The following is a 20,065-nucleotide window of genomic DNA, read 5'->3' as shown; positions in this document are numbered from 1 at the left end:
TCTCACCGACCACCTTGGACGCTGATTCCTGGTGGAATAGAAACCACGTCGCGGTACACAGCTATTTCAGTCACTATAACAACCCAATGAGTCGATACTCAACCCTTAGGGATGTTCATGTCAACGGGTCTTTGCTCAACCATTCGGGTTGAACTGGAGAACTCATCACTTGGCACATAAACATCCTACCCAAGCCCAAATCGGGCGCATGATCGCGAAGCACCGCAGCGAACGTAATCTGACCCAAGAAGAGGTAGCTGAGCGTTTAGGGATCGGTAGCGAAGCCATCTCTCGCCTGGAACGGGGAGTAGTGGAGCTTACCGTGGTCAAACTGATGCAACTGGCGGACATTTTCGATTGCCGCATGGATGAATTGCTGACGGAATCGAGTAATCGCCCCAATGACCAGAGCCAGATGATTGCGGGTCTGCTGAGTGGACTGAAAGAAAGCGACCGTGCCTTTATCTTGGCAACCGTCGAACAATTAGCCGCACATCTAGGCAGTAAGTGACCTCTTTCATCGCGCTCAACGTAGCGTCTTATGAAGGGGCTCCTACAGACTTGACGTCGTGTTGACCTCTTTGCTGTAGTAGCTTCAGATCACCGCCAACGGCGACCCAAGACCGATTAGCTCCGGGCAGCTCGGTCGAACTCTTCGAGTTCGGAGCCTCCTATTCTGCGGAATTTAATTCCCGTTTTTTGCTCGACCTGATTGTGGTGGCGGATGACCACTGTTGCCTCTATCCGGCAATAGCGGTCATCCGCTTCTGCGATCGTATTCAGTCCCGGAGCCCACCGGGGAAAGAAGGGGGCACCCTTTGTGCGCGGATGCGTGCCAGCATGTTCCGACCCAGGCCACGACAAGGGTCGGTTGGCGAATCATTGCGCAGTTCAACCAAGTTTTGCGAGGAGCTTGTCGACTGCGTAAGACCGCCAAAGGTGGCTTTTCTCTTCCTCGCCTGGCGCCCAGCCGGGCCCACTCTTCATTTTTTTCATTTTCTTAATTCCAGTGACTGCCACCGTATTCCAGCCTTAAAAAAACGGGTTGCAGCGTCTTGACGCCCCCCTGTTACAGGCTTATACAAAGGGCGTGGTTCGCTGTCGTCGACAGCCCAGCCCAGGTAGCTTGAACCTTCAAGGCTACGCCACGTTCGTGGTGGTTTACCCAAGTGCGATCAGCGTTCGGAAGCTCGCGCGGTTACCGCTTCGGCGGTGATGAATGCCCACTACACCAGATCCGCAGACCACTACTGCGGATTCTCTTCTGCTTCACCGCTATTCCCCGGACGCATCGTTCTGATCGTCATCGGATTGCCGGTGACGAGTTGTACATTGCTCGCCTTCACCTACCCACCCTGACGGGGGCTCACATCCCCGTCAGGGATTGTGCGTCGCCGTTTTCCCATGAAACAGGAGAACCACCATGGCCCACGCCAACCAATCCCAAGAAGCGACCACTTACTTCAATCTGCACACCGTCGGTATCGGTTACCTCAACCGTGTTCGTGAAGTACAAGTCCGCCGCGGTCAGCCATTCATGGCCTGCGATATTGCAGCCCTACACGGTGCAACCGATGCGGTGGAGTACACCCGTTTCGACTGCAAAGTCGCCGGGGGTGAAGCTGAACGCTTGATTCGTCTCTATATGGACGCCGTCAAAGCCGAGAAAAAGGTCTTGCTGTCGTTCCGTATCGGCGACCTGTGGATCGATCCGTTTCTCTACGAGAAAGGCGTTAAACAAGGCCAACCGGGCGCCAGCCTGAAAGGTCGTTTGCTGTTCATCGACTGGATCAAAGTCAACGGCACGTTCGAATACAAAGCGCCCGCCAGGCAGGAAGCAACAGCACCTGCTGAGCAAGCGCCGATCAATGAACCCTCTCTAACGTCGGCTGATGTCGACGCCGAGGAGACCGCTAACCCAACAGAGGCTCAGGTCGAACCTGAATCTCAACCCACTCCCCGCACGGCCCGCCGTGACGCCCCCCGTACCGTTCAGTCCGCCTGAACAGTCCACGATGTACACATCAAGGCGCTCCCTCGAGCGCCTTTTCTTCAATTAGCACAGGAGAACCCACATGGAATCCTTCTGGCTTTGCGACGACTGCCTGTTCGCGGCGGCTTACGAGGACTACAGCACGTTATCGCTCTACTACACGACGGATGAAACCGGGGAACGCATCGCCGCGATGCAATGTGGGCTGGTTCGGTTGATGCCCATCAGTGCCGACTTTGATCCCGAAGCCGGCTGGGGAATAAAAGCCTTTTCCCCATTTCCCTGTGACGGTTGTGGTTCACCCCTGCACGGTCAACGCCACCGATTCACTCGGCTGTAAACAGCGCGCCATCTGCTAAGGCCCGCGACTCTATATCCACCTTGGGGACACCACTCCCCTCGGGCGTGTACCCCTGATTGTTCCCTTCGGAGGTACCCCCATGAGCACCCAACTCACACTGATTGAAACCTCGGATTTCGAAGCTGATCGTATCGTCCAAGAAAACCAGGTGATCGACGAAGCGCTGCATATTCTGGATCGTCGGCTGTTCGCCCGCGGCCCTAACCTGACGTCGCCTGATACTGTGGCCTCATACCTAAAACTGCACCTTGCGCAACAAGAGCATGAAGTCTTCGGTGTGATCTTTCTCGACGCAAAGCACCGCGTGTTGGCGTTCGAAGTCCTGTTTCACGGCAGCATTGATGGGGCCAGCGTTTACCCCAGACAGGTCGTTAAACGCTCATTGGCGCATAACGCTGCGGCCGCCATTTTTGTTCACAACCACCCCTCAGGGTGCACGGAACCCAGCCAGGCGGATCGCGTGCTGACGGCACGGCTGAAGGAGGCCTTAGCCTTAATCGAAGTGCGCGTACTGGATCACTTCATCGTGGGAGAAGGTCATCCTCTCTCCCTTGCCGAATACGGTTGGCTTTAACCCTCACAGGCGCCTACGGGCGCCTTGTTCATTTCCATTCTGGAGAACCCTCATGAACCAAACCCCAGCCCTGCTGCAAGGCTCAAACCCATTTTCTCGCGGTTACGACAACCTGCATATTGAACGTCGACTACTGATCACTTACGAAGACGACTGCCCTCCCTGCTTTCGACCCCTGCACGACTCACAAGCCCATCTGCCCGACAATGAGTTGCAACTGTTACCCTGCCTGCTCAATGACGATTTCGCCTTGATCAGCGAAGGCCAATCCATTCCGGAGGAGTTGGATGAACGCTTCCAATCAACCGGACTGGTGCGCCAAGTGATCTACGCCGTGATGGGCGAAATGCTTAACGAGCGGCATCATGTCGGCGATCTGTACTCCCGGGAAGATGCTCAAGCAATGATCCATTGCTTGAGCTTCGAGACGGGACACTACAGTCGAACCTGGGAGATCAGTACCGCACACCTCACTGAAGAAGCATTGCGCTATTTGGAGCGCCGGGCTAGCAATTTCGACTTCAAACCAACTGGTCTGCTGTTCGAACCCTTTACCCTGGCGGACTGCAATGGCGTCGGGTGTAAGCTGATTGGCACGCCTTGGACCGACGATAACCTGGAGAAAATCGAGGGCTGTCCTTACTCATCGCTGAGGCAGGAGCAACTCGATGCCTGTACGCCGGAAGCCTTGGTCAACGTACTGTATATGGCGGCATTGGTGGATGTGCGATTCTTGATCTTCGACCCCGACGCTGCCGTCTTGGATGGGCTCGCCATTTTCGTTGAACAGCAACGTGTTCAGCGTTAACACGACCCACCTTGAATCAACTTTCTCACTGAATCGCTCCTTCACCTCATGTCAGGTTCTGCACTGAATCTGACATGAGGTTTCTTCCATGGAGCGTTTTTTCACGCCTGTCTGCATGCTGGGTTTGTTGAGCGCCTGCACCGCGCAAATCCCCAACCCGTTGCCGACCAATCCAGAGATCGACAGTGGCTCCAATCGGCCCCAGCACTCGAAGGGCATAGCCGAAGAATGCCATCCGGCAGAGCTTCGTTATGGCCGCTACACGCTGGTCAACACCGAGCCCACCAAGGAACAACGCGATCTTCTTGCCCAAATCATTGAAGTGAATATCCCGCCCAGCCTGAACCCCTCGGTACAGGAGGCGCTGCACTACGTGCTGCAGCGTTCGGGTTATGCGCTTTGCGCAGATACTGCGTCGGTGAAGGTGCTGTTCACCCGGCCCCTGCCCGCAGCCCATTACCGGCTGGGCCCGATCCCTTTGCGCCGCGCGCTACAAGTGCTGGCTGGCCCCGCCTGGCAACTCACGGCCGATGAAGTCGGCCGTTCGGTCTGCTTCGAACAGCAGAAAGCTGATGTCGGCAGCGTGCGGGTCACACCCAACTCGTACCATCAGGCGGAGGCACATCCATGAAAGCCTCGACGTTACAAACCTTCATTATTGGATTGCTTTGTCTGGCGGCCGCCGGGCTGAGCGGGGTTTTATATAACCAGTATAAACGTGTGGCCGAGCTACAGAGTACGAACACCCAACACCTAAAAACCCTGGACACTCTGCAACGTGATTCAAACGCCCTCAAGGACGCACAGGAGCAGTTGCAGTACGCGCTAAAAGACCTGAAGCAGATGGTCGATAACGGCGAGCAACAGGCCAATACCCTCGATCCGATGCTAGATCAATGGGCGCAAGAAATACAGGAACTGCGCGACGGTCTGGCAACCCGCGCCACCGCGGCAGACCTGACAGCGCTGCGCGCAAGCCTTGAACAGGTCGAGCAGCAGTTCCACGAGCACAAGCCCCAGCCATCACCCCCACCGCCGCCTTCCGCGACTAAACCGAAAAAGACCGCTCGCCCCAAGCCCGTATCGCTCTCGCCACCGTTCTCAGTGTTGAGCGTCGAGTTCCGCGGTGGTGAGCGTTTTCTGGCGGTGGCACCTCATGACAGTCGCTCGCTCATGGATGTTCGGCTGCTGCACAGCGGCGAGCAGTTCGGTACCTGGCACCTGAAAGTGCTGGAGCCGAACTCAGCTATCTTCGCGGTGGCCGCTCAGCCAGACCAGACCGTGCACCTCCCTTGAGAAGCGATCATGAACAGAGCGCTACTGCCCACCGTCGTCTGTCTCGCTTCGCTATTGGCCATGGGCGCTGCGATGGGCAACCCCGTCACGACACAGTCACGGACCCAGGACACGCAGTCTGCTCCGCTGGGGCGCTCTGACTCTGAACAGGCGGCGAGCTGGGGTCTGACGGAGCAGGAGTGGACGCGCTTCGAACAGATCCAAGCCGGCCCGCGCAGCTTCTGGAGCCCGAACCTCGATCCGTTGACCGCACTCGGGGTCGAGGCCCAGACCGACCAAGAGCGCCAGCGCTATGCCGAATTACAGGTGGCGCTGGAAGCCAAACGCGCCGAGCGCGAGTTGGCTTACCAAAACGCTTACACCGCGGCCTGGGCCAAGCTGTTTCCCGGGCTGCAGCCGATCCAGGGCGCGGCGTCCCCTGGCAGCTCATCGGTCGTGCCGCGCCAAGCCCTGTTTGTGGAGGACCACTGCCCAGCGTGCACCGCCGAAGCGCAGCGTCTGCAAAGCGGCGACACGGCGTTCGATATCTATCTGGTGGGCAGCCAAGGCGAGGATAAACGCGTCCGTAGCTGGGCTCGGCAAGCGGACATCGATCCGGCCAAGGTTCAACGCCGGCAGATCACCCTGAACCATGACCGTGGTCGCTGGTTCAACCTGGGTGCTCCGGGGCCATTGCCTGCCACATTTCAACAGGTGAATGGAAAATGGCAACGCCTCAACTGAGTGCTATTGCGCTCCTGCTGACAATGCTCGCCGTCCAGGCTGACGAACTTCCGCCTCCGGCCTACCAACTGGCGGCGCATGACGCCGACATCCCTTCTACGGTGCTGTTCGCGATTGTCCTGCAGGAGAGTGGTATCCGCGTCCGTGGTCGACTGCTGCCCTGGCCTTGGACCCTGAACATCGCCGGAACACCCTACCGCTTCGCCACTCACCAGGCCGCCTGTCACGCCTTGCTTCAAGCGCTCACCCGGCATGACGCCAAGCGGGTCGATGTCGGTCTCGGACAAACCAACCTGGGTTACCTGGGACAACGTTTTTCCAGCCCCTGTGACGCTCTCGATCCCTACCGAAATCTCGCCGTGACCGCCGCGCTGTTGCAGGAGCATCACGCTGCCACAGGTGATTGGGTGTTGGCTGCCGGACGTTATCACCGCCCGGCAGGAGGAACGCCAGCCGCGCGTTACCGCGCCGGCTTTTCCCGACAACTCGAACGACTGCAGGTTTCCTTCAAACAGGGCACACCGCCATGAAGCGAATATTCCTTATCTGTTATTTCATCCTGCTCTTGGCTCCTTTCGCCCAGCCGGAACTGACCGTAGCCGGGGATCAGCCTAGCGACTTCACCCGGCCCCATTTTCAAGGTTCCAGGACGCCAATAAACAACAAGACCCAGCCTGATCGCGTCATGCAGGCGGACCTGTCCACGTTTGCCGATGAAGCCTGGATACTGCCCGTCCGCAGCTCCCATTTGAGCCCCGGCCAGATCGCATCTCGTACCCTGAACATGCCTGGCCTACAACCCTTCTTTCTGGTGGGCGACGATCCCCGTTCGCGGGCTTGGCTGCATCAACGTGCGACTGAACTGCACGAAATGGGCGCAGCCGGCCTCGCCGTCGAAGTGGCCGATGCTGAAGCCCTGGCCCGGATTCGAGCAGCCGCTCCGGGCATCACCATCCTGCCGGTCAACGGCAACGACATCGCCACCCGCCTGCAGATTGAGCACTATCCCGTCCTGATAACTGCCACCTCACTGGAACAGTGAGTCCAGGTCATGGCCGAGCATGCGATGGAGTCCAAGCTCCGGCCAGCGGTGGAGCTGTACACCGTAGCGATCTGCATCGCTGCCGCGGTGTTGTGCGTGTACTCGCCCTGGGCTGTGGCCCTGTCACCCGAGATCGGTCTGGTTACAGCGCTGGCCTATGCCCTGTTCGGCCTGATCCGGCTGCGACAAGCCTGGGATGTGTTACGCTATCGGCGCAATATCCGCCGGCTGCCCCGCTACGAACTGACCAGTCGGCAGATTCCGGTCAGCCGTAAGCGTTTGTTTATGGGTCGCGGCTTTCGCTGGACCCGCCTGCACACCCAGCGCTTGGTCGAGGCCCAGGATCCGGCTGTTGCTCACTATATCGACCAACCGACTCGCTATCGTCTGGCACGCGGTCTCGAACGCCGCCTGGAACATGCACCGTTTCCGCTCTCCACATTGGCCCGTGTCACCGCTTGGGACAGTGCCTTCAATCCGTTGCGCCCTTTGCCCCCAGTAGGTGGCTCGCCGCTGTTGCATGGGGTCGAGCCCAACGAAACGGAGGTCAGTCTGCCACTGGGCGAACGGGTCGGACACACCCTGGTGCTGGGCACTACCCGTGTCGGCAAGACGCGACTCGCCGAGGTGTACATCACCCAGGACATTCACCGCGTCGAACATGAAGTGGTGATTGTCTTCGATCCGAAGGGTGATGCCGACCTGCTCAAACGCATGTACGTCGAAGCCAAGCGAGCCGGTCGGGAGAAGGAGTTTTATGTCTTCCATCTGGGCTGGCCAGAAATCTCCGCCCGCTACAACGCCGTGGGACGTTTCGGTCGCATCTCGGAAGTGGCGTCACGCATTGCTGGGCAACTCAGTGGCGAAGGGAACTCTGCGGCCTTCCGTGAGTTCGCCTGGCGTTTCGTCAACATCATCGCCCGCGCCCTGATCGAGCTGGGCCGACGTCCGGACTACCTGCAGATCCAGCGACATGTGGTCAACATCGACGCACTGTTCATCGAATACGCCCAGCAGTTTTTCGCCAAGACTGATCCGAAAGCGTGGGAGGTGATCGTCCAGCTTGAAGGCAAGCTCACCGAGAAAAACATTCCCCGGCATATGATCGGGCGCGAAAAGCGTGTGGTGGCCATCGAGCAGTACCTGGCGGTGAAGCGTGTATTTGATCCGGTAATGGACGGACTGCGTTCGGCGGTACGATATGACCGTACGTACTTCGATAAAATCGTTGCCTCGCTACTGCCGCTGCTGGAGAAACTCACCACCGGCAAGACCGCCCAGTTACTGGCCCCCAACTACACCGATTTAGAGGACCCGCGGCCAATCTTCGACTGGATGCAGATCATCCGAAAACGTGGCATCGTCTATATCGGCCTGGATGCACTGACCGACGCCGAGGTGGCCGCTGCTGTGGGCAACTCCATGTTCGCCGATTTGGTCTCGGTCGCGGGGCACATCTACAAACATGGAATTGACCATGGCCTACCCGCATCGGGCAGCAGCAGTGACAAGTTGCCGATCAACCTGCACGCCGATGAGTTCAACGAGTTGATGGGCGATGAGTTCATCCCACTGATCAATAAGGGTGGCGGGGCCGGCATCCAGGTGACGGCCTACACCCAGACCCTCAGCGATATCGAAGCGCGAATCGGCAACCGCGCCAAGGCTGGCCAGGTCATTGGTAACTTCAACACCTTGCAGATGCTCCGGGTACGCGAGACCGCCACTGCTGAACTACTCACCCAACAGTTGCCCAAGGTCAACGTACTGACCAAAACCCTGGTCTCCGGTGCCACCGACACCTCCGATCCTGAGGCCAATACAGACTTCACCTCATCCTCGCAAGATCGCGTCAGCAGCACCAGCGTGCCGTTGATCGAGCCCGCTCACATCGTCAGCTTGCCCAAGGGGCAAATGTTCTCCTTCCAGGCCGGTGGGCAGCTCTGGAAAGTCCGAATGCCTTTGCCAAAACCCTCCAACGACGATGCCATGCCCAAGGACCTGCAGGAGCTCACCCAGCGAATGCGGGCCGCCTACAACGAGCAGGCGGGGCAATGGTGGAGCGCAAGCGGTGGCGGCCCAACAACAAACTTCGATCTGGATCAGGTGGGGTAGCCCGCCCCTGGCACAGGTTTCGATTCAGCAAAAACTATCCAGAAGGCCTCATGACGACATCAACACTGCAGCGCGCAATGGAGTGAACGATGGCGACTTCCGTCCAGAACACGCCGCCACAACCGATCCAGCGCCCGGGGTTGTTCACCTCGGCGATCAGCCTGGTCCTGCGCATCATCGGACTGCTGATTGCCTCGTTGCTATTCTCGATCCTCACCGAGTTCGCCGGCTTGCTGCTGTTCTGGGCCGATCAGGGTTGGCGGCACAGCCAAGCCATGTTGGCGAACGAACTGGGCTGGCTGAGTGAGCACTTCAAATCTTCTCTCATCCTCCAACAACCTGGACAGACGATTGTTCAATGGCTGGATTTTCTCAATCAATGGCTATTAGTTAAGACTGGCTTTGCGGATTTTGCCCGGCAGGCGCGGATGTCGAGCCAGGGCAACGGCATCTGGGGCTGGATCAACCAACTCTACGTGAGCATTGAGGATTTCGTAGTGGCCGCAGTGTATGTGACCTTTACCTTCGTGGTGCGCCTGACGATTCTAGTCCTGGCCACACCACTATTTTTGTTGGCCACGCTCTCCGGTTTTGTTGATGGTTTGATGCGCCGCGACCTGCGCAAGTTTGGAGCCGGGCGAGAAAGCAGTTTTGTCTATCACCGCGCTAAACGAGCAGTGCTACCGCTGCTGATCGTGCCCTGGATCATTTACCTGTCATTGCCCTTTTCGCTCAATCCCATGGCCATTTTTTTGCCTTGCGCAGTGATGCTCGGAGCAACGACAGCTATCACCGCGGCGACGTTTAAAAAATACATTTAATAAAATGTAACGCTGACGTGTTAAACCATTCCGGTGAATTTGGCCAAAATAGCGACGACATAACCGCCAATAATAGACAAACCAACAATACCCAATGGCCGCTGCCACCAATCACCGCTAGGGGACGGCGGCATAGACTGCTGATAAAAATTGATCTGCCCGATCTGATTTGCGTTGAGTTGGGTGGCTGCTCCATTTTGCATCGAGTTGCGCCACTGAGCTTCCTCAAGACGTTCGAGTTGAACCTGAACACGCCTCTTGAGTTGGCTAGCGGAAAGGAGAATTTGCTTTCCAATAATCATCACACCCAGCAAACCGAAAAACAGCAAATTTCCATAGCTGAGCGGGTTTTCCTGGCTGAGGGTAGGCGCGTGCTCCCATACAAAACCGATGTAGGGTGATGTGGCCTGGTAAACATCGGCTACTAAATTTTGCACAACCCCTCCAAAATGCCCAAAAATTTTTGTGCTCGCGAGAATCTCTGCTTGATGGTGCAGAAAAATCAACGATGAAACCAAATAAAATAGCGCCCCGAAGACCATCAAGGAGACGCCCACGGCCTGTCGAATACGATACCGCCGAATTGCTTGTTGGATGTTCACTCTCTGCAATCACTCTTCGTTAACTGATTTCGTCCGCGCTTATCTGCGCCCCGCTAACAATGTTGTTAGCGGAATCAAACGTTAACGGCTACTTATCGTTTTTCATGAGTAACCAATGCTGTACTTGCGGTCCAATCGTGTCATTTTTCCGCGTTTCGTAGCTCTCGATACGATGTTCGAACTCGGTACACGATCAGAGACTGTATCGAAATAAAATGACGCTGCGTGTTTCGTGTTTCTTACTGCTGAGTTCTGGACGTTAGTTGAATGCTGGCCCCATCTCCAAATGGGCTATCCACATGCCGACTACATTTTTCCGAATCTGCACGCTGCTCATATTGATGACGTTCCATAGCGGCGGCTATGCCGCATCTGCTCATGAGCGCGAACAGCTCAGCCTAGTTCAGCAGCAGCTCGATGCTATTGAGCGCCTTGCGGCGCAAGCTAAGGTAGCCAGGACCTCTGAACCAAACGAACGCTATCGCTTCGACTATCCCCGCCTGTCTCAGGACATCCAACGCATTCGCCAAGGAATGCAGAACTATCTGTCGCCCTCGCGTGCTCAACCTCACGATCCTGGTGAGCTGGTCGGCGATTACCGCCTCGACACTCCGCCCCCGGAGCCGTCGCCATGAGCATGACCGACGCGCAGACCGCTGCCTTTCAAAACGCCTCCGGCTTCTCACCGCAGAGCAGTTCGACGCTCTGGCTGTCCCTGGTTCTCGTCCTGGTTTTGCTGTGGTGTGCCTGGGTGATGTGGACGGCTTACCGGGGCTGGGCAACAGGCAGTGTGCGCTTCGGCGCGTTTGGCGGCAGCGCCGCGCGCGTGCTGCTCACCTTGCTGGTTCTGATGTTCTTCACCTTGTCCTAACCCCGGAGATCGCCGTCATGCTCAAGTGCCTTGCCCCCCTGAAAAACAATCTGCGTGATCGCGCTAGCCAGCGCTTGATCGGTCTGCTGTTAGTACTCGGTCCAAGCCTGGCTTTTGCCGAACTACCGACTATGGAAGCTCCTTCACGTGGTGAAGGTTCCGGGTTGATCGAGACGATCAAAAACTACGCCTACGACGGCGGCATCCTGCTCGGTCTGCTGATTGCCCTGCTCGCTTTCTTGGGGGTGGCCTGGCATTCGTTGACCGTGTACGCCGACGTGCAAAACCAGCGTAAGACCTGGAAGGACTTGGGTGCGGTGGTCGGTATCGGTGCTCTGTTGGTGGTGATCATCATCTGGTTCCTGACCAAGGCTGCCGCGATTCTTTGAGGTTGGCATGAATGACGCTATCGAACACCTTGCCGACGGCACTTTGGTTTTTCTACCAGAGCGACTCAATCGTGATCCTGCCGTATTGCGTGGTTTGACCAATGATGAGATGTGGGTGGCGCTCGGTGCCGGCGCACTTGTCGGCCTGGTGCTGGGTGTTCCTCTGGCGATCGCCACCGTCTCCATTGCCGTGGCGCCAACCAGCATGATCGCAGGCATGGCGGTGGTGCTATTTGCCGGTGGCACACTACTGCGTCGGGCCAAACGGGCCCGGCCAGAGACCTGGTTGTACCGCAAACTCGAATGGGTACTGGCCAGCCGTTGGCGCCTGGGTCGCGGAAGTCTGATCCTGCACTCCGGCGCCTGGACGGTTCGCCGTTCGCGTCGGCTGCGCCCTGCCCTGTCCCGGTGGCAGCCATGAGCCGATTTCGAAACAAGGTGGATGCCCAACAGGCCCACATCTTCAGCCTGCGTCTGGCGGTAGTGATTTTGGCCCTGGTCTGTGCCGGACTTTGGTATGGCTGGCGCTCGGCACCGACCGATCTGACGGTGCATGTCCCCCCGGATCTGCGCTCGGGCAGCACGCGTAAGTGGTGGGATGTCCCCCCAGAGAATATCTATGCCTTTGCCCTGTACATCTTTGGCCAACTCAACCGCTGGCCCTCGGATGGCGAGCAGGATTATCGCCGCGCCATCTATGGCTTGCAATCCTACCTGACCCCCGCCTGCAAGGCCTTTCTCGACGGTGATTATGAGTACCGTAAGGCCGCCGGCGAGCTGCGCCAGCGGGTGCGTGGCGTCTACGAAATTCTGGGCCGAGGCTACAGCGAGGATCCGGAACTCAGGGTCAAGCAACTCGACCGCGACAGCTGGCTGGTCAAGCTCGATCTCAATGCCGATGAATATTACGCCGCCGAACCGGTGAAACGGGTGGTGGTGCGGTATCCATTGCGCGTGGTGCGTTTTGATCTGGACGCCGAACGCAATAAGTGGGGGCTGGCACTGGATTGTTATCAGGGCACTCCCCAAAAAATCTCCCTGCCTGGAGGTGAGCCATGAAGCGGATTTCTACCCTGGGACTCGCCGTCGCACTGACTACATGGGGAGCTGTGGCGCAGGCCGTCGAACTGATGCACTGGGAACGCCTCCCCCTCGCGGTCCCTCTGGTGATCAATCAGGAACGGGTGGTCTTTATCGATGAGGATGTTCGAGTCGGCCTGCCCTCAACCCTGACGGGCAAGCTGCGCGTGCAATCAACCGGCGGCACGCTGTACCTGCGAGCGTCGGAAGCCATTGCACCGACCCGACTGCAACTGCAATCGGTCACGACGGGCGAGATCATCCTCCTGGATATCGCGGCCACCCCTGGCGATCAACCGCTGGAGCCCGTGCGTATTCTCAAGAATGCTCCGGTGCAGGCTACCGAGGCGGAATCGAGCACCGCACCTATTCCAGAACGTACGCCGATCCCGGTCGCTTTGACGCGCTACGCCGCACAGAGCCTGTACGCGCCGCTGCGCACCGTAGAATCCCTACCCGGTGTACGCCGCGTACCGCTCAAGCTGCGCACCGAACTGCCGACCCTGCTGCCGACCGAAAACGTGTCCAGCACGCCCATCGCCGCCTGGAGACTCGGTGATTACTGGGTGACGGCGGTGAAGTTGCGCAATCGTGGTTCAGAGACGGTGCAACTCGATCCGCGCCGGCTTCAGGCCAAGCTGTTCGCCGCGGCCTTCCAGCATGCTTTCCTCGGACCTGTCGGCAATGCTGAAGACACCACGATTACCTACCTCGTCACCCTCGGTGCCGGCCTCGAACAAGCGGTCCTATTGATCCCATCTGTTACGCAAGGTAGCGGCCATGAGCGCTAACGCCTTGCTCAAATGGCTGGTACCGGCTGCGCTGCTGGGCGTGGTGCTGATCATCCTGAAAAGCTGGGTCGCGGGTGGCAGCACGCCCTCTCCAGAGCACCCAGTTGATCAGGGAAATATTCAGTTATCCGCCGAGCAAGCCAAGTCGCTCGGCATTGCTGGCGATACCCCACGCGACACGGTCGCCACGCTGGTCGGGCAGGTGAAGGCCATGCGCAGTGACATGCTCGGCCTGAAGAAACACAACGAGTCGCTGCAGACGGAGAACAACCGCCTGCGCGAGCGGGAAAACAGCGTCGATTCGCGTATCCAGACAGCGCTTGGCAGCGTAACCCAGCAGGTCGACGAAGGCCGACGCCAAGCCAACGAGGCCCGACTCAAAGCAGAACAAGACAGTCGTCAGGCCCGTGGTCTGCTGACGCAATTGCAGGAGCAGTTGTCGGGGCTGACCGGCAAAGGCAAGGACATACCTATCGGATTGGGGCTTGAGCCGGGTGACGGTGCTCAGTTCGAAGGGCAGCATTCTGCCAATGATGCACTGCAGTGGATTGAACCTTCGGATGCTCAGCCCACCGGCGCCCGAGGCAAAACCAAGTCCGCCTCCGCACTGAGTCTGCCTACCACCTTCAACTCGCTGGAAGGCTTGAAAGATAACGCGATTGATCGTAGCCAGAAACAGCTACGTGCAGTCAGCAAGGGTGAGCGTGACCTGACACGATCCGCTGATCGTACCGAGGGCGCGAAGCCGGTCTACACCATTCCTGAAAACGCCACGCTGATGGGCTCGGTCGCCATGACCGCGATGATCGGCCGAGTCCCGGTGGACGGAACAGTGAATGATCCTTATCCCTTCAAGGTGCTGGTCGGTCCGGAGAACCTGACCGCCAACGGCATCGACCTGCCAGACATTGCGGGGGCCGTGATGAGCGGCACGGCGTCCGGGGATTGGACCCTGTCGTGCGTACGCGGACAGGTCGAGTCGATCACCTTTGTGTTTACCGATGGCACCATCCGTACGGTGCCTCAGCCGAAGGCGGTAGCCAGCCGAAACGCCTCCACCACCCAGAGCTCAAACACCGACAAGATCCGCGGTGGGCTCGGTTACCTGTCCGATCCGTATGGCATTCCTTGCATTGCCGGCGAGCGCCGCTCGAACGCACAGCAGTACCTCGGCAGCCAGAGCCTGATCACTGCAGCCGGCGCGGGTGTTGCTGCCTTGCTCGGGAATGAGCAGAACAACAGCAGCGTGATCAGTTCGGGCGGCAGTGCCTTCGGGGTCACCAGCAGCAGTGGCAATAGCGCACTGAATTCAATTCTCAGTGGTGGGGTCAGCGACGTCCGCGAGTGGGTCAACAAACTGTATGGCGAAGCCTTTGCTGCCGTGTACGTGCCACCTGCAGCACAGGTCGCACTGCACCTCGACCATGAGATCACCATCGACTACGAGCCCAAGGGCCGGAGCGTTCACCATGAAAAAGACCATGCTTCCCTGCCTGACCTGGATTAGCTTGCTCTGCTGGGTCCTGACGGGGTGTTCCACCGACAAAGACACGCTGCTGCCCCATGGCGAGCAAACCATGATGGATATCTGGAACGGCGCCGGTTCGCAAGGTACTCAGCAGCAACTGCTGGATGCTCGACAGCAGTTACGCCGCCCGCTGGCTCAGGCAGATGTCTCCGCGGCTCTCCAGGAACCGTATACGCGCACCGCAGCGAACGAGATCCGCAACCTGTTCCCTCGCCTGCCCAATCCCGATCTAGTGCTGTACGTGTATCCGCATTTGAGTGGTACCGAGCAGGCACCGGTCCCGGGCTACTCGACCGTCTTTCCGTTCTACCAACGTGTGCAGTACGCATTACCTGGTGAACGTCAGGAAGACTTATGATGCGAACCGGCACTCCCGCGTGGAAAAGCTGGCGCACCCCTTTGCGCCCTCGCGCGACCTTAGCCGACGAAGCCGCACTCTACGCGCACAACCCCAGCTTCACCGATCACCTGCCGTGGGTCGAGTACCTCGACACCGAGCAGTGTTTTCTGCTCGATGACAATCGCTCGGTGGGCGCGGTGTTTGAGTTACTGCCCGTTGGCACCGAAGGGCGCGAACCTGATTGGCTGATGGCAGCCCGCGATGCCCTTGAGGATGCCCTGCAAGACAGCTTTGACGAGCTGGATCAATCGCCTTGGGTGGCGCAGTTTTTCTGCCAGGACGACAACGACTTCACAACCTACCTGTCCCGGCTTACCGATTACATTCAGGACAGCGCACGAGGCACGGCCTTCACCGAGGCGTATTTGGAGCTCAGCCGCCGTCATCTAAAGGCCATCGCCAAGCCCGGTGGCCTGTTTGAGGATAAGGTTGTGACACGCCTACCCTGGCGAGGCAATAACCGCCGGGTGCGCCTGGTGGTCTATCGCTGGCTCGAGTCTGGCGCTGAAGAGACGGGACTCACCCCGTTGCAATCCCTGCAACAGGCTTGCGAACGTATCGGTGCTTCGTTGCAGGCGTGCGGAGTGCAATCAACGCGAGTCGATGGGCGAGATTTGTATGCCTGGTTGTTGCCCTGGTTCAATCCAGCACCCAGGCTCACCGATGAGTCGCCCGAAGAGTTCTATCACCGTGTGGCCTATCCAGAGTCAGGCAACGGCGAGTCGCTGGAACTACCTTTCGATCACGACTTCGCCGAACGGTTGTTTTTCAATGAGCCGCGTTCAAATGTGCAGCACGGACTCTGGTACTTCGATGGTCAACCCCATCGGGTCATGGTGGTGGACAAGCTGCGGCGGGCACCTTTGATTGGCCAACTCACTGGCGAAACCCGTAAGGGTGACGCGGTGAACGCCCTGTTCGACCAGTTGCCTGAAGGCACGGTGATGAGTCTGACCCTGGTGGTCAAACCGCAAGATGCGCTCGAGGATCAGTTGAACCGCTTGGCACGCAAATCCATCGGTGAAAACCTGGCCTCGACCCAAACCCGTCAGGATGTCGAAGAAGCCCGCGCGATCATCGGCCGCCAGCACAAGCTGTATCGGGGAACCCTGGCGTTTTACGTGCGCGGTCACGATGAACAGCAATTGCACCAGCGCTCCGTCAGCCTGGCCAACGCGCTGTTGGGCGCGGGGCTGCAACCGGTACGTGAAGGCGATGAAGTCGCAGCCTGCAACAGCTATCTGCGTTGGTTGCCGATGGCTTACAACCCGGCCCGAGACACGCGCAACTGGTACACGCGCCTGATATTCGCCCAGCACCTGGCGAACCTGGTTCCGGTGTGGGGCCGCAGCACAGGAACAGGACATCCGGGTATCACCCTGTTCAATCGTGGCGGTTCGCCATTGAGTTTCGACCCTCTGTCACGCCTGGATCGGGCTATGAACGGTCATCTGCTGTTGTTCGGCCCCACCGGTGCCGGCAAGTCGGCGACCCTGGTCACCCTGCTGATGCAGGTCATGGCGGTGTACCGCCCTCGCCTGTTTATCGTCGAGGCCGGTAACTCATTCGGCTTGCAGGGCGACTACTTCGCGACACAGGGCCTGTCGGTCAATAAGGTCCAATTGAAACCTGGCGCTTCGGTCAGTCTCGCTCCCTTTACTGATGCTAGGCGCCTGGTCGAGCAGCCGGATCAGGTGGCGAGTCTGTCGATCGATGAGCTGGACGATGAGGTGGTAACCAGTCGCGAAGACCAGCGCGACATTCTCGGCGAATTGGAAATCACCGCCCGGCTGATGATCACCGGCGGCGAGGCCAAGGAAGAAGCCCGCCTGAGTCGAGCCGACCGCAGCCTGATCCGCGAGTGCATCCTGGATGCGGCGCAGACCTGCGTCACGGCGGGCCGCCAGGTGCTGACTCGCGACGTGCGCGACGCCTTGCTGCGCGTCGCTGCTGACCCGCACTTACCGGAGAAGCGTCGTGAGCGTGCCCAGGAAATGGGCGAGTCCATTGACCTGTTTTGTCAGGGTTTCGAGGGTGAGTTGTTCGATCGCGAGGGCACACCTTGGCCCGAGAGCGATGTGACCATTGTCGACTTGGCCACTTACGCTCGCGAAGGCTATGAGGCACAGATGTCCATCAGCTACATCAGCCTGATGAACACCGTGAACAACCTTGCCGAGCGCGACCAATACCTGGGGCGACCGATCATCATGGTCACCGACGAGGGCCATATCATCACCAAAAACCCGCTGCTGGCGCCCTTCGTGGTCAAGGGCACGAAGATGTGGCGCAAGCTCGGCGCTTGGTTCTGGCTGGCGACGCAAAACCTTGCCGACTTTCCCACTGCTGCGCAGACCATGCTCAACATGATCGAATGGTGGATTTGTTTGAACATGCCGCCCGCGGAGATTGAGGAAATCGCACGGTTCAAGAAGCTCACGCTGGCACAGAAAGCCTTGTTGCTCTCCTCCAGTAAGGAGCCGGGGAAATACACTGAGGGGGTCGTGCTGTCGAAAAAGATCGAAACGCTGTTTCGGGCCGTGCCGCCCAGCCTTTATCTCGCCCTGGCCATGACGGAGCCCGAGGAAAAAGCCGAGCGCTGGACACTGATGCAGGAGAACGGCTGCTCAGAGTTGGAAGCGGCCTACCGGGTAGCTGAACGGATCGATAGAGCGCGAGGAATAGAACCTGTGTAGGACATCTGTTTACGCATCCTCCTGCCTTTCTTGCAACTTGACTGGACAATGCAAGTTAGCGCATCTTGCATACTCAAGTGGCCCTTGGCCACCCTCTCAGGGCGATAGGAGCCTTGTCTATAGGCCGTGAAACACCTAGTAGGGGTGGTTCGGCAGAGTCTTTCTTGAACATCAAACTACGCGGAGTCTCAAGCACACCGCATCAACTCGATAGCTAGGCACTGCCATCCCCTATGTCTTCAACAATTACACTCGACCTAATCAAATCAGTCGCACCAATTGCAGCACCGGCAGGACTAGCTATTGGAGCGGCCCTTTGCGTTGGCCGTGACATCATTGCAAAGGTCATCTTTCCGAACCTCACAAAGAAACAAAACTTTTGGATCGTCATGTTCACGGCGTTCACTTTTTTGACCCTAGGGCTCTCAAGCATCGCGGCTTGGGTATATGTATCAATTGCAAGCTTTGGCGCCCAGCCACCAGGCGCAATCACCTACCCTCCGATTTCGATGGAGGTATTGAAAAATCTTACGTATAGAATTGACGACGATTTCATTACGTTGCAAGGCGGAAAGCGTGAGTTTGCTCCTGACACCGGACGTGATTTGCCCGATAAAGATATAGCCGTTTATTTAGTAGACCATGCGTTTGGCGATATTAATGGCGACGGTAACGGTGATGCCATCGCTGTGTTGCAGGCATCGGAAGGAGGCAGTGGGATTTACTACTACCTTGCCACCGTTTTCAATGACAGAGGAAATGCAAGGGCTTACGGGAAAGCTTACGTCTTGGGGGATAGGGTAGAGATTCGTAGCGTATCTATTCAGGGTGAGAGTGTCGTCGTGCAACTGATGATGCATGCTGATAATGACGGCTTGTGTTGCCCAACGCAGTTTCGAACCCTCGAGTTTGTGTTGAAAGGCCGTAAACTCCAATGCACAACAGAACCCTGTTCCGAAGTGTGAAAGTAGCTCCCATTGATGATCGGTGCCTAAGGTCAAAATTGAGAGTTTAAGTGAAAGTGTTAGGGGAGCTGTGTGCCTGGATAGTTATGTATTGCCGCCATTGGTCTATCTCGCCGAGGTTCGATCGAGGTCTTACAACGACGGGGCAAAAGCACAAAGCTTCAAAGCCTCCAGAGATTCAAATTGCTGTCCTTGTGACAGTGCCAATGCACATCGACTCAGCCTGCGAGTAGTGAATCACCTCTGTGCGCCTCCAAGCCGCTGCTGGATGCTCAACAAGAACCCGGCTTCGAATGCATCTTGGCAGTCACCGACAGGAAAGGTCTTGCGGGTTTGCGCCAGCTCCCACCACAGTGGAATCTCGCCGGACGTATCAAGCCAAGCCTGAGCGCATTGCACCCCACGTTCGATCATCGGCGCAAACTCGCTGCCCCAAGGTGTCAGAAGATTTGGGCTACCATCCGCCGCCGGAATTGAAATGTAGTTTTCGTCCATACACACCCTAGATTTCTGATTTTTTGTTAGACGCTGGGCCCAGCTTCGAAAAGCTTAACGACACCAAATGAACGCTTGATAACAGGAATGAGCATCAAATGGCCTAGATCAATACCAATGTATTGGCTATATCCCGTGGATTGAGAGTCCCTCAAGGCGCAATTTGCGCGCATGACTCAAGACTACGAACAGCTTCGTCTGCAGCTGGCGGAAAACATCCGCTTGATGCTACGCGTGAAAAACCTTACCCAAGAGCAGCTCGCGCTCATGGCCGAGGTGGATCGCACCTACGTCAGTCAATTCGAACGATGCACGGGCAATCCGTCGCTGTTGGTTCTGTGCAAGCTCGCCAATATTTTTGAAATTACCGCAGATCAGTTACTTGTGGATGCCGATATCCTGCGCAGTTCCCTTCACGTCAAATAATAGTCTTACGTCTCACAAATCCGATAGATCCGCCTTCATAATTACCGCTGACAGTATTCAATCCGTAACCGACGCTGCCCAGGCCAACC

General features: G+C 57.7%; 25 protein-coding genes. 23 read left to right on the top strand and 2 right to left on the bottom strand.

The genetic code is table 11. The features are described 5' to 3' along the window. The first annotated feature begins 169 nt into the window (after window positions 1-169). The 12 genes from AB9N64_RS02890 (at window position 170) to AB9N64_RS02835 (ending at window position 9,733) form a co-directional block, all read left to right on the top strand. Entirely contained in the window at window positions 170-511 is a 342-nt protein-coding gene (locus AB9N64_RS02890; protein ID WP_102879508.1) for a helix-turn-helix domain-containing protein, read from the top strand. Window positions 512-1,423: 912 nt separating this feature from the next. After that, window positions 1,424-2,005, top strand: coding sequence for an STY4534 family ICE replication protein (locus AB9N64_RS02885; protein WP_102879509.1), 582 nt, complete (start codon window positions 1,424-1,426; stop codon window positions 2,003-2,005). Between the two features lie 70 nt (window positions 2,006-2,075). Next, complete coding sequence (locus AB9N64_RS02880; RefSeq protein ID WP_102879510.1) at window positions 2,076-2,333, top strand: hypothetical protein; 258 nt, start codon at window positions 2,076-2,078, stop codon at window positions 2,331-2,333. 100 nt (window positions 2,334-2,433) lie between these two features. Next, entirely contained in the window at window positions 2,434-2,928 is a 495-nt protein-coding gene (gene radC / locus AB9N64_RS02875) for a DNA repair protein RadC (RefSeq protein ID WP_102879511.1), read from the top strand. Between the two features lie 52 nt (window positions 2,929-2,980). Then, entirely contained in the window at window positions 2,981-3,736 is a 756-nt protein-coding gene (locus AB9N64_RS02870) for an ABC transporter substrate-binding protein (RefSeq protein WP_102879512.1), read from the top strand. 88 nt (window positions 3,737-3,824) lie between these two features. Beyond that, window positions 3,825-4,367, top strand: a complete 543-nt coding sequence (locus AB9N64_RS02865) for a PilL N-terminal domain-containing protein (protein WP_102879513.1) — start codon at window positions 3,825-3,827, stop codon at window positions 4,365-4,367. After that, on the top strand, window positions 4,364-5,032 hold the full coding sequence (locus AB9N64_RS02860) for a chemotaxis protein (protein ID WP_102879514.1): 669 nt from the start codon (window positions 4,364-4,366) through the stop codon (window positions 5,030-5,032). Before AB9N64_RS02865 ends, AB9N64_RS02860 begins: the two co-directional genes overlap by 4 nt. A 9-nt stretch (window positions 5,033-5,041) precedes the next feature. Then, window positions 5,042-5,755: a TIGR03759 family integrating conjugative element protein gene (locus tag AB9N64_RS02855; RefSeq protein ID WP_102879515.1), complete on the top strand. Its 714-nt coding sequence runs from the start codon at window positions 5,042-5,044 to the stop codon at window positions 5,753-5,755. Then, window positions 5,737-6,285 (top strand): lytic transglycosylase, encoded by a 549-nt coding sequence (locus tag AB9N64_RS02850; RefSeq protein ID WP_102879516.1) that lies wholly within the window; start codon window positions 5,737-5,739, stop codon window positions 6,283-6,285. Before AB9N64_RS02855 ends, AB9N64_RS02850 begins: the two co-directional genes overlap by 19 nt. Next, window positions 6,282-6,797 carry an integrating conjugative element protein gene (locus AB9N64_RS02845; RefSeq protein ID WP_102879517.1) on the top strand — a complete coding sequence of 172 codons (516 nt, stop codon included), beginning with the start codon at window positions 6,282-6,284 and terminating at the stop codon, window positions 6,795-6,797. Before AB9N64_RS02850 ends, AB9N64_RS02845 begins: the two co-directional genes overlap by 4 nt. 9 nt (window positions 6,798-6,806) lie before the next feature. Then, entirely contained in the window at window positions 6,807-8,912 is a 2,106-nt protein-coding gene (traD, locus tag AB9N64_RS02840) for a type IV conjugative transfer system coupling protein TraD (protein ID WP_102879518.1), read from the top strand. A gap of 89 nt (window positions 8,913-9,001) precedes the next feature. Beyond that, the gene (locus AB9N64_RS02835; RefSeq protein ID WP_102879519.1) at window positions 9,002-9,733 is read left to right on the top strand and encodes a TIGR03747 family integrating conjugative element membrane protein; all 732 of its coding nucleotides are present in this window, start codon (window positions 9,002-9,004) and stop codon (window positions 9,731-9,733) included. A gap of 20 nt (window positions 9,734-9,753) precedes the next feature. On the opposite strand, the gene AB9N64_RS02830 is transcribed toward AB9N64_RS02835, so the two are convergent. Continuing rightward, on the bottom strand, window positions 9,754-10,335 hold the full coding sequence (locus AB9N64_RS02830) for a hypothetical protein (protein ID WP_102880067.1): 582 nt from the start codon (window positions 10,333-10,335) through the stop codon (window positions 9,754-9,756). A gap of 299 nt (window positions 10,336-10,634) precedes the next feature. On the opposite strand from AB9N64_RS02830, the gene AB9N64_RS02825 reads away from it, so the two are divergent. The 10 genes from AB9N64_RS02825 (at window position 10,635) to AB9N64_RS02780 (ending at window position 19,055) form a co-directional block, all read left to right on the top strand. Then, complete coding sequence (locus tag AB9N64_RS02825; RefSeq protein WP_102880068.1) at window positions 10,635-10,970, top strand: RAQPRD family integrative conjugative element protein; 336 nt, start codon at window positions 10,635-10,637, stop codon at window positions 10,968-10,970. Continuing rightward, entirely contained in the window at window positions 10,967-11,206 is a 240-nt protein-coding gene (locus AB9N64_RS02820; RefSeq protein WP_102879520.1) for a TIGR03758 family integrating conjugative element protein, read from the top strand. The genes AB9N64_RS02825 and AB9N64_RS02820 overlap by 4 nt, the downstream gene beginning before the upstream one ends. A 17-nt stretch (window positions 11,207-11,223) precedes the next feature. Then, complete coding sequence (locus tag AB9N64_RS02815; protein WP_060738069.1) at window positions 11,224-11,595, top strand: TIGR03745 family integrating conjugative element membrane protein; 372 nt, start codon at window positions 11,224-11,226, stop codon at window positions 11,593-11,595. A 7-nt stretch (window positions 11,596-11,602) separates the two neighbouring features. Further along, entirely contained in the window at window positions 11,603-12,016 is a 414-nt protein-coding gene (locus tag AB9N64_RS02810; protein ID WP_102879521.1) for a TIGR03750 family conjugal transfer protein, read from the top strand. Beyond that, on the top strand, window positions 12,013-12,654 hold the full coding sequence (locus tag AB9N64_RS02805; RefSeq protein WP_102879522.1) for a PFL_4703 family integrating conjugative element protein: 642 nt from the start codon (window positions 12,013-12,015) through the stop codon (window positions 12,652-12,654). Before AB9N64_RS02810 ends, AB9N64_RS02805 begins: the two co-directional genes overlap by 4 nt. Further along, the gene (locus AB9N64_RS02800; protein WP_102879523.1) at window positions 12,651-13,466 is read left to right on the top strand and encodes a TIGR03749 family integrating conjugative element protein; all 816 of its coding nucleotides are present in this window, start codon (window positions 12,651-12,653) and stop codon (window positions 13,464-13,466) included. The genes AB9N64_RS02805 and AB9N64_RS02800 overlap by 4 nt, the downstream gene beginning before the upstream one ends. After that, window positions 13,456-14,973, top strand: a complete 1,518-nt coding sequence (locus AB9N64_RS02795) for a TIGR03752 family integrating conjugative element protein (protein ID WP_102879524.1) — start codon at window positions 13,456-13,458, stop codon at window positions 14,971-14,973. Before AB9N64_RS02800 ends, AB9N64_RS02795 begins: the two co-directional genes overlap by 11 nt. Continuing rightward, window positions 14,936-15,352 (top strand): TIGR03751 family conjugal transfer lipoprotein, encoded by a 417-nt coding sequence (locus AB9N64_RS02790; protein WP_102879525.1) that lies wholly within the window; start codon window positions 14,936-14,938, stop codon window positions 15,350-15,352. Before AB9N64_RS02795 ends, AB9N64_RS02790 begins: the two co-directional genes overlap by 38 nt. Beyond that, window positions 15,349-18,090, top strand: coding sequence for a conjugative transfer ATPase (locus tag AB9N64_RS02785; protein WP_371359949.1), 2,742 nt, complete (start codon window positions 15,349-15,351; stop codon window positions 18,088-18,090). The genes AB9N64_RS02790 and AB9N64_RS02785 overlap by 4 nt, the downstream gene beginning before the upstream one ends. A gap of 233 nt (window positions 18,091-18,323) precedes the next feature. Then, window positions 18,324-19,055 carry a hypothetical protein gene (locus AB9N64_RS02780; protein WP_146036630.1) on the top strand — a complete coding sequence of 244 codons (732 nt, stop codon included), beginning with the start codon at window positions 18,324-18,326 and terminating at the stop codon, window positions 19,053-19,055. 237 nt (window positions 19,056-19,292) lie between these two features. Here AB9N64_RS02780 and AB9N64_RS02775 read toward each other — a convergent pair whose 3' ends face one another. Continuing rightward, window positions 19,293-19,550, bottom strand: a complete 258-nt coding sequence (locus tag AB9N64_RS02775; protein ID WP_102879527.1) for a LasR-specific antiactivator QslA — start codon at window positions 19,548-19,550, stop codon at window positions 19,293-19,295. A 171-nt stretch (window positions 19,551-19,721) separates the two neighbouring features. Here AB9N64_RS02775 and AB9N64_RS02770 point away from each other — a divergent pair, with 171 nt between their 5' ends. Then, window positions 19,722-19,976 (top strand): helix-turn-helix domain-containing protein, encoded by a 255-nt coding sequence (locus AB9N64_RS02770; protein ID WP_102879528.1) that lies wholly within the window; start codon window positions 19,722-19,724, stop codon window positions 19,974-19,976. The last annotated feature ends 89 nt before the right edge of the window (window positions 19,977-20,065 follow it).

Source organism: Pseudomonas sp. KT_2_4 (genome assembly GCF_041410225.1).
GTDB lineage: Bacteria > Pseudomonadota > Gammaproteobacteria > Pseudomonadales > Pseudomonadaceae > Aquipseudomonas > Aquipseudomonas paracarnis.
This window is presented reverse-complemented; position numbering and strand designations above follow the sequence as displayed.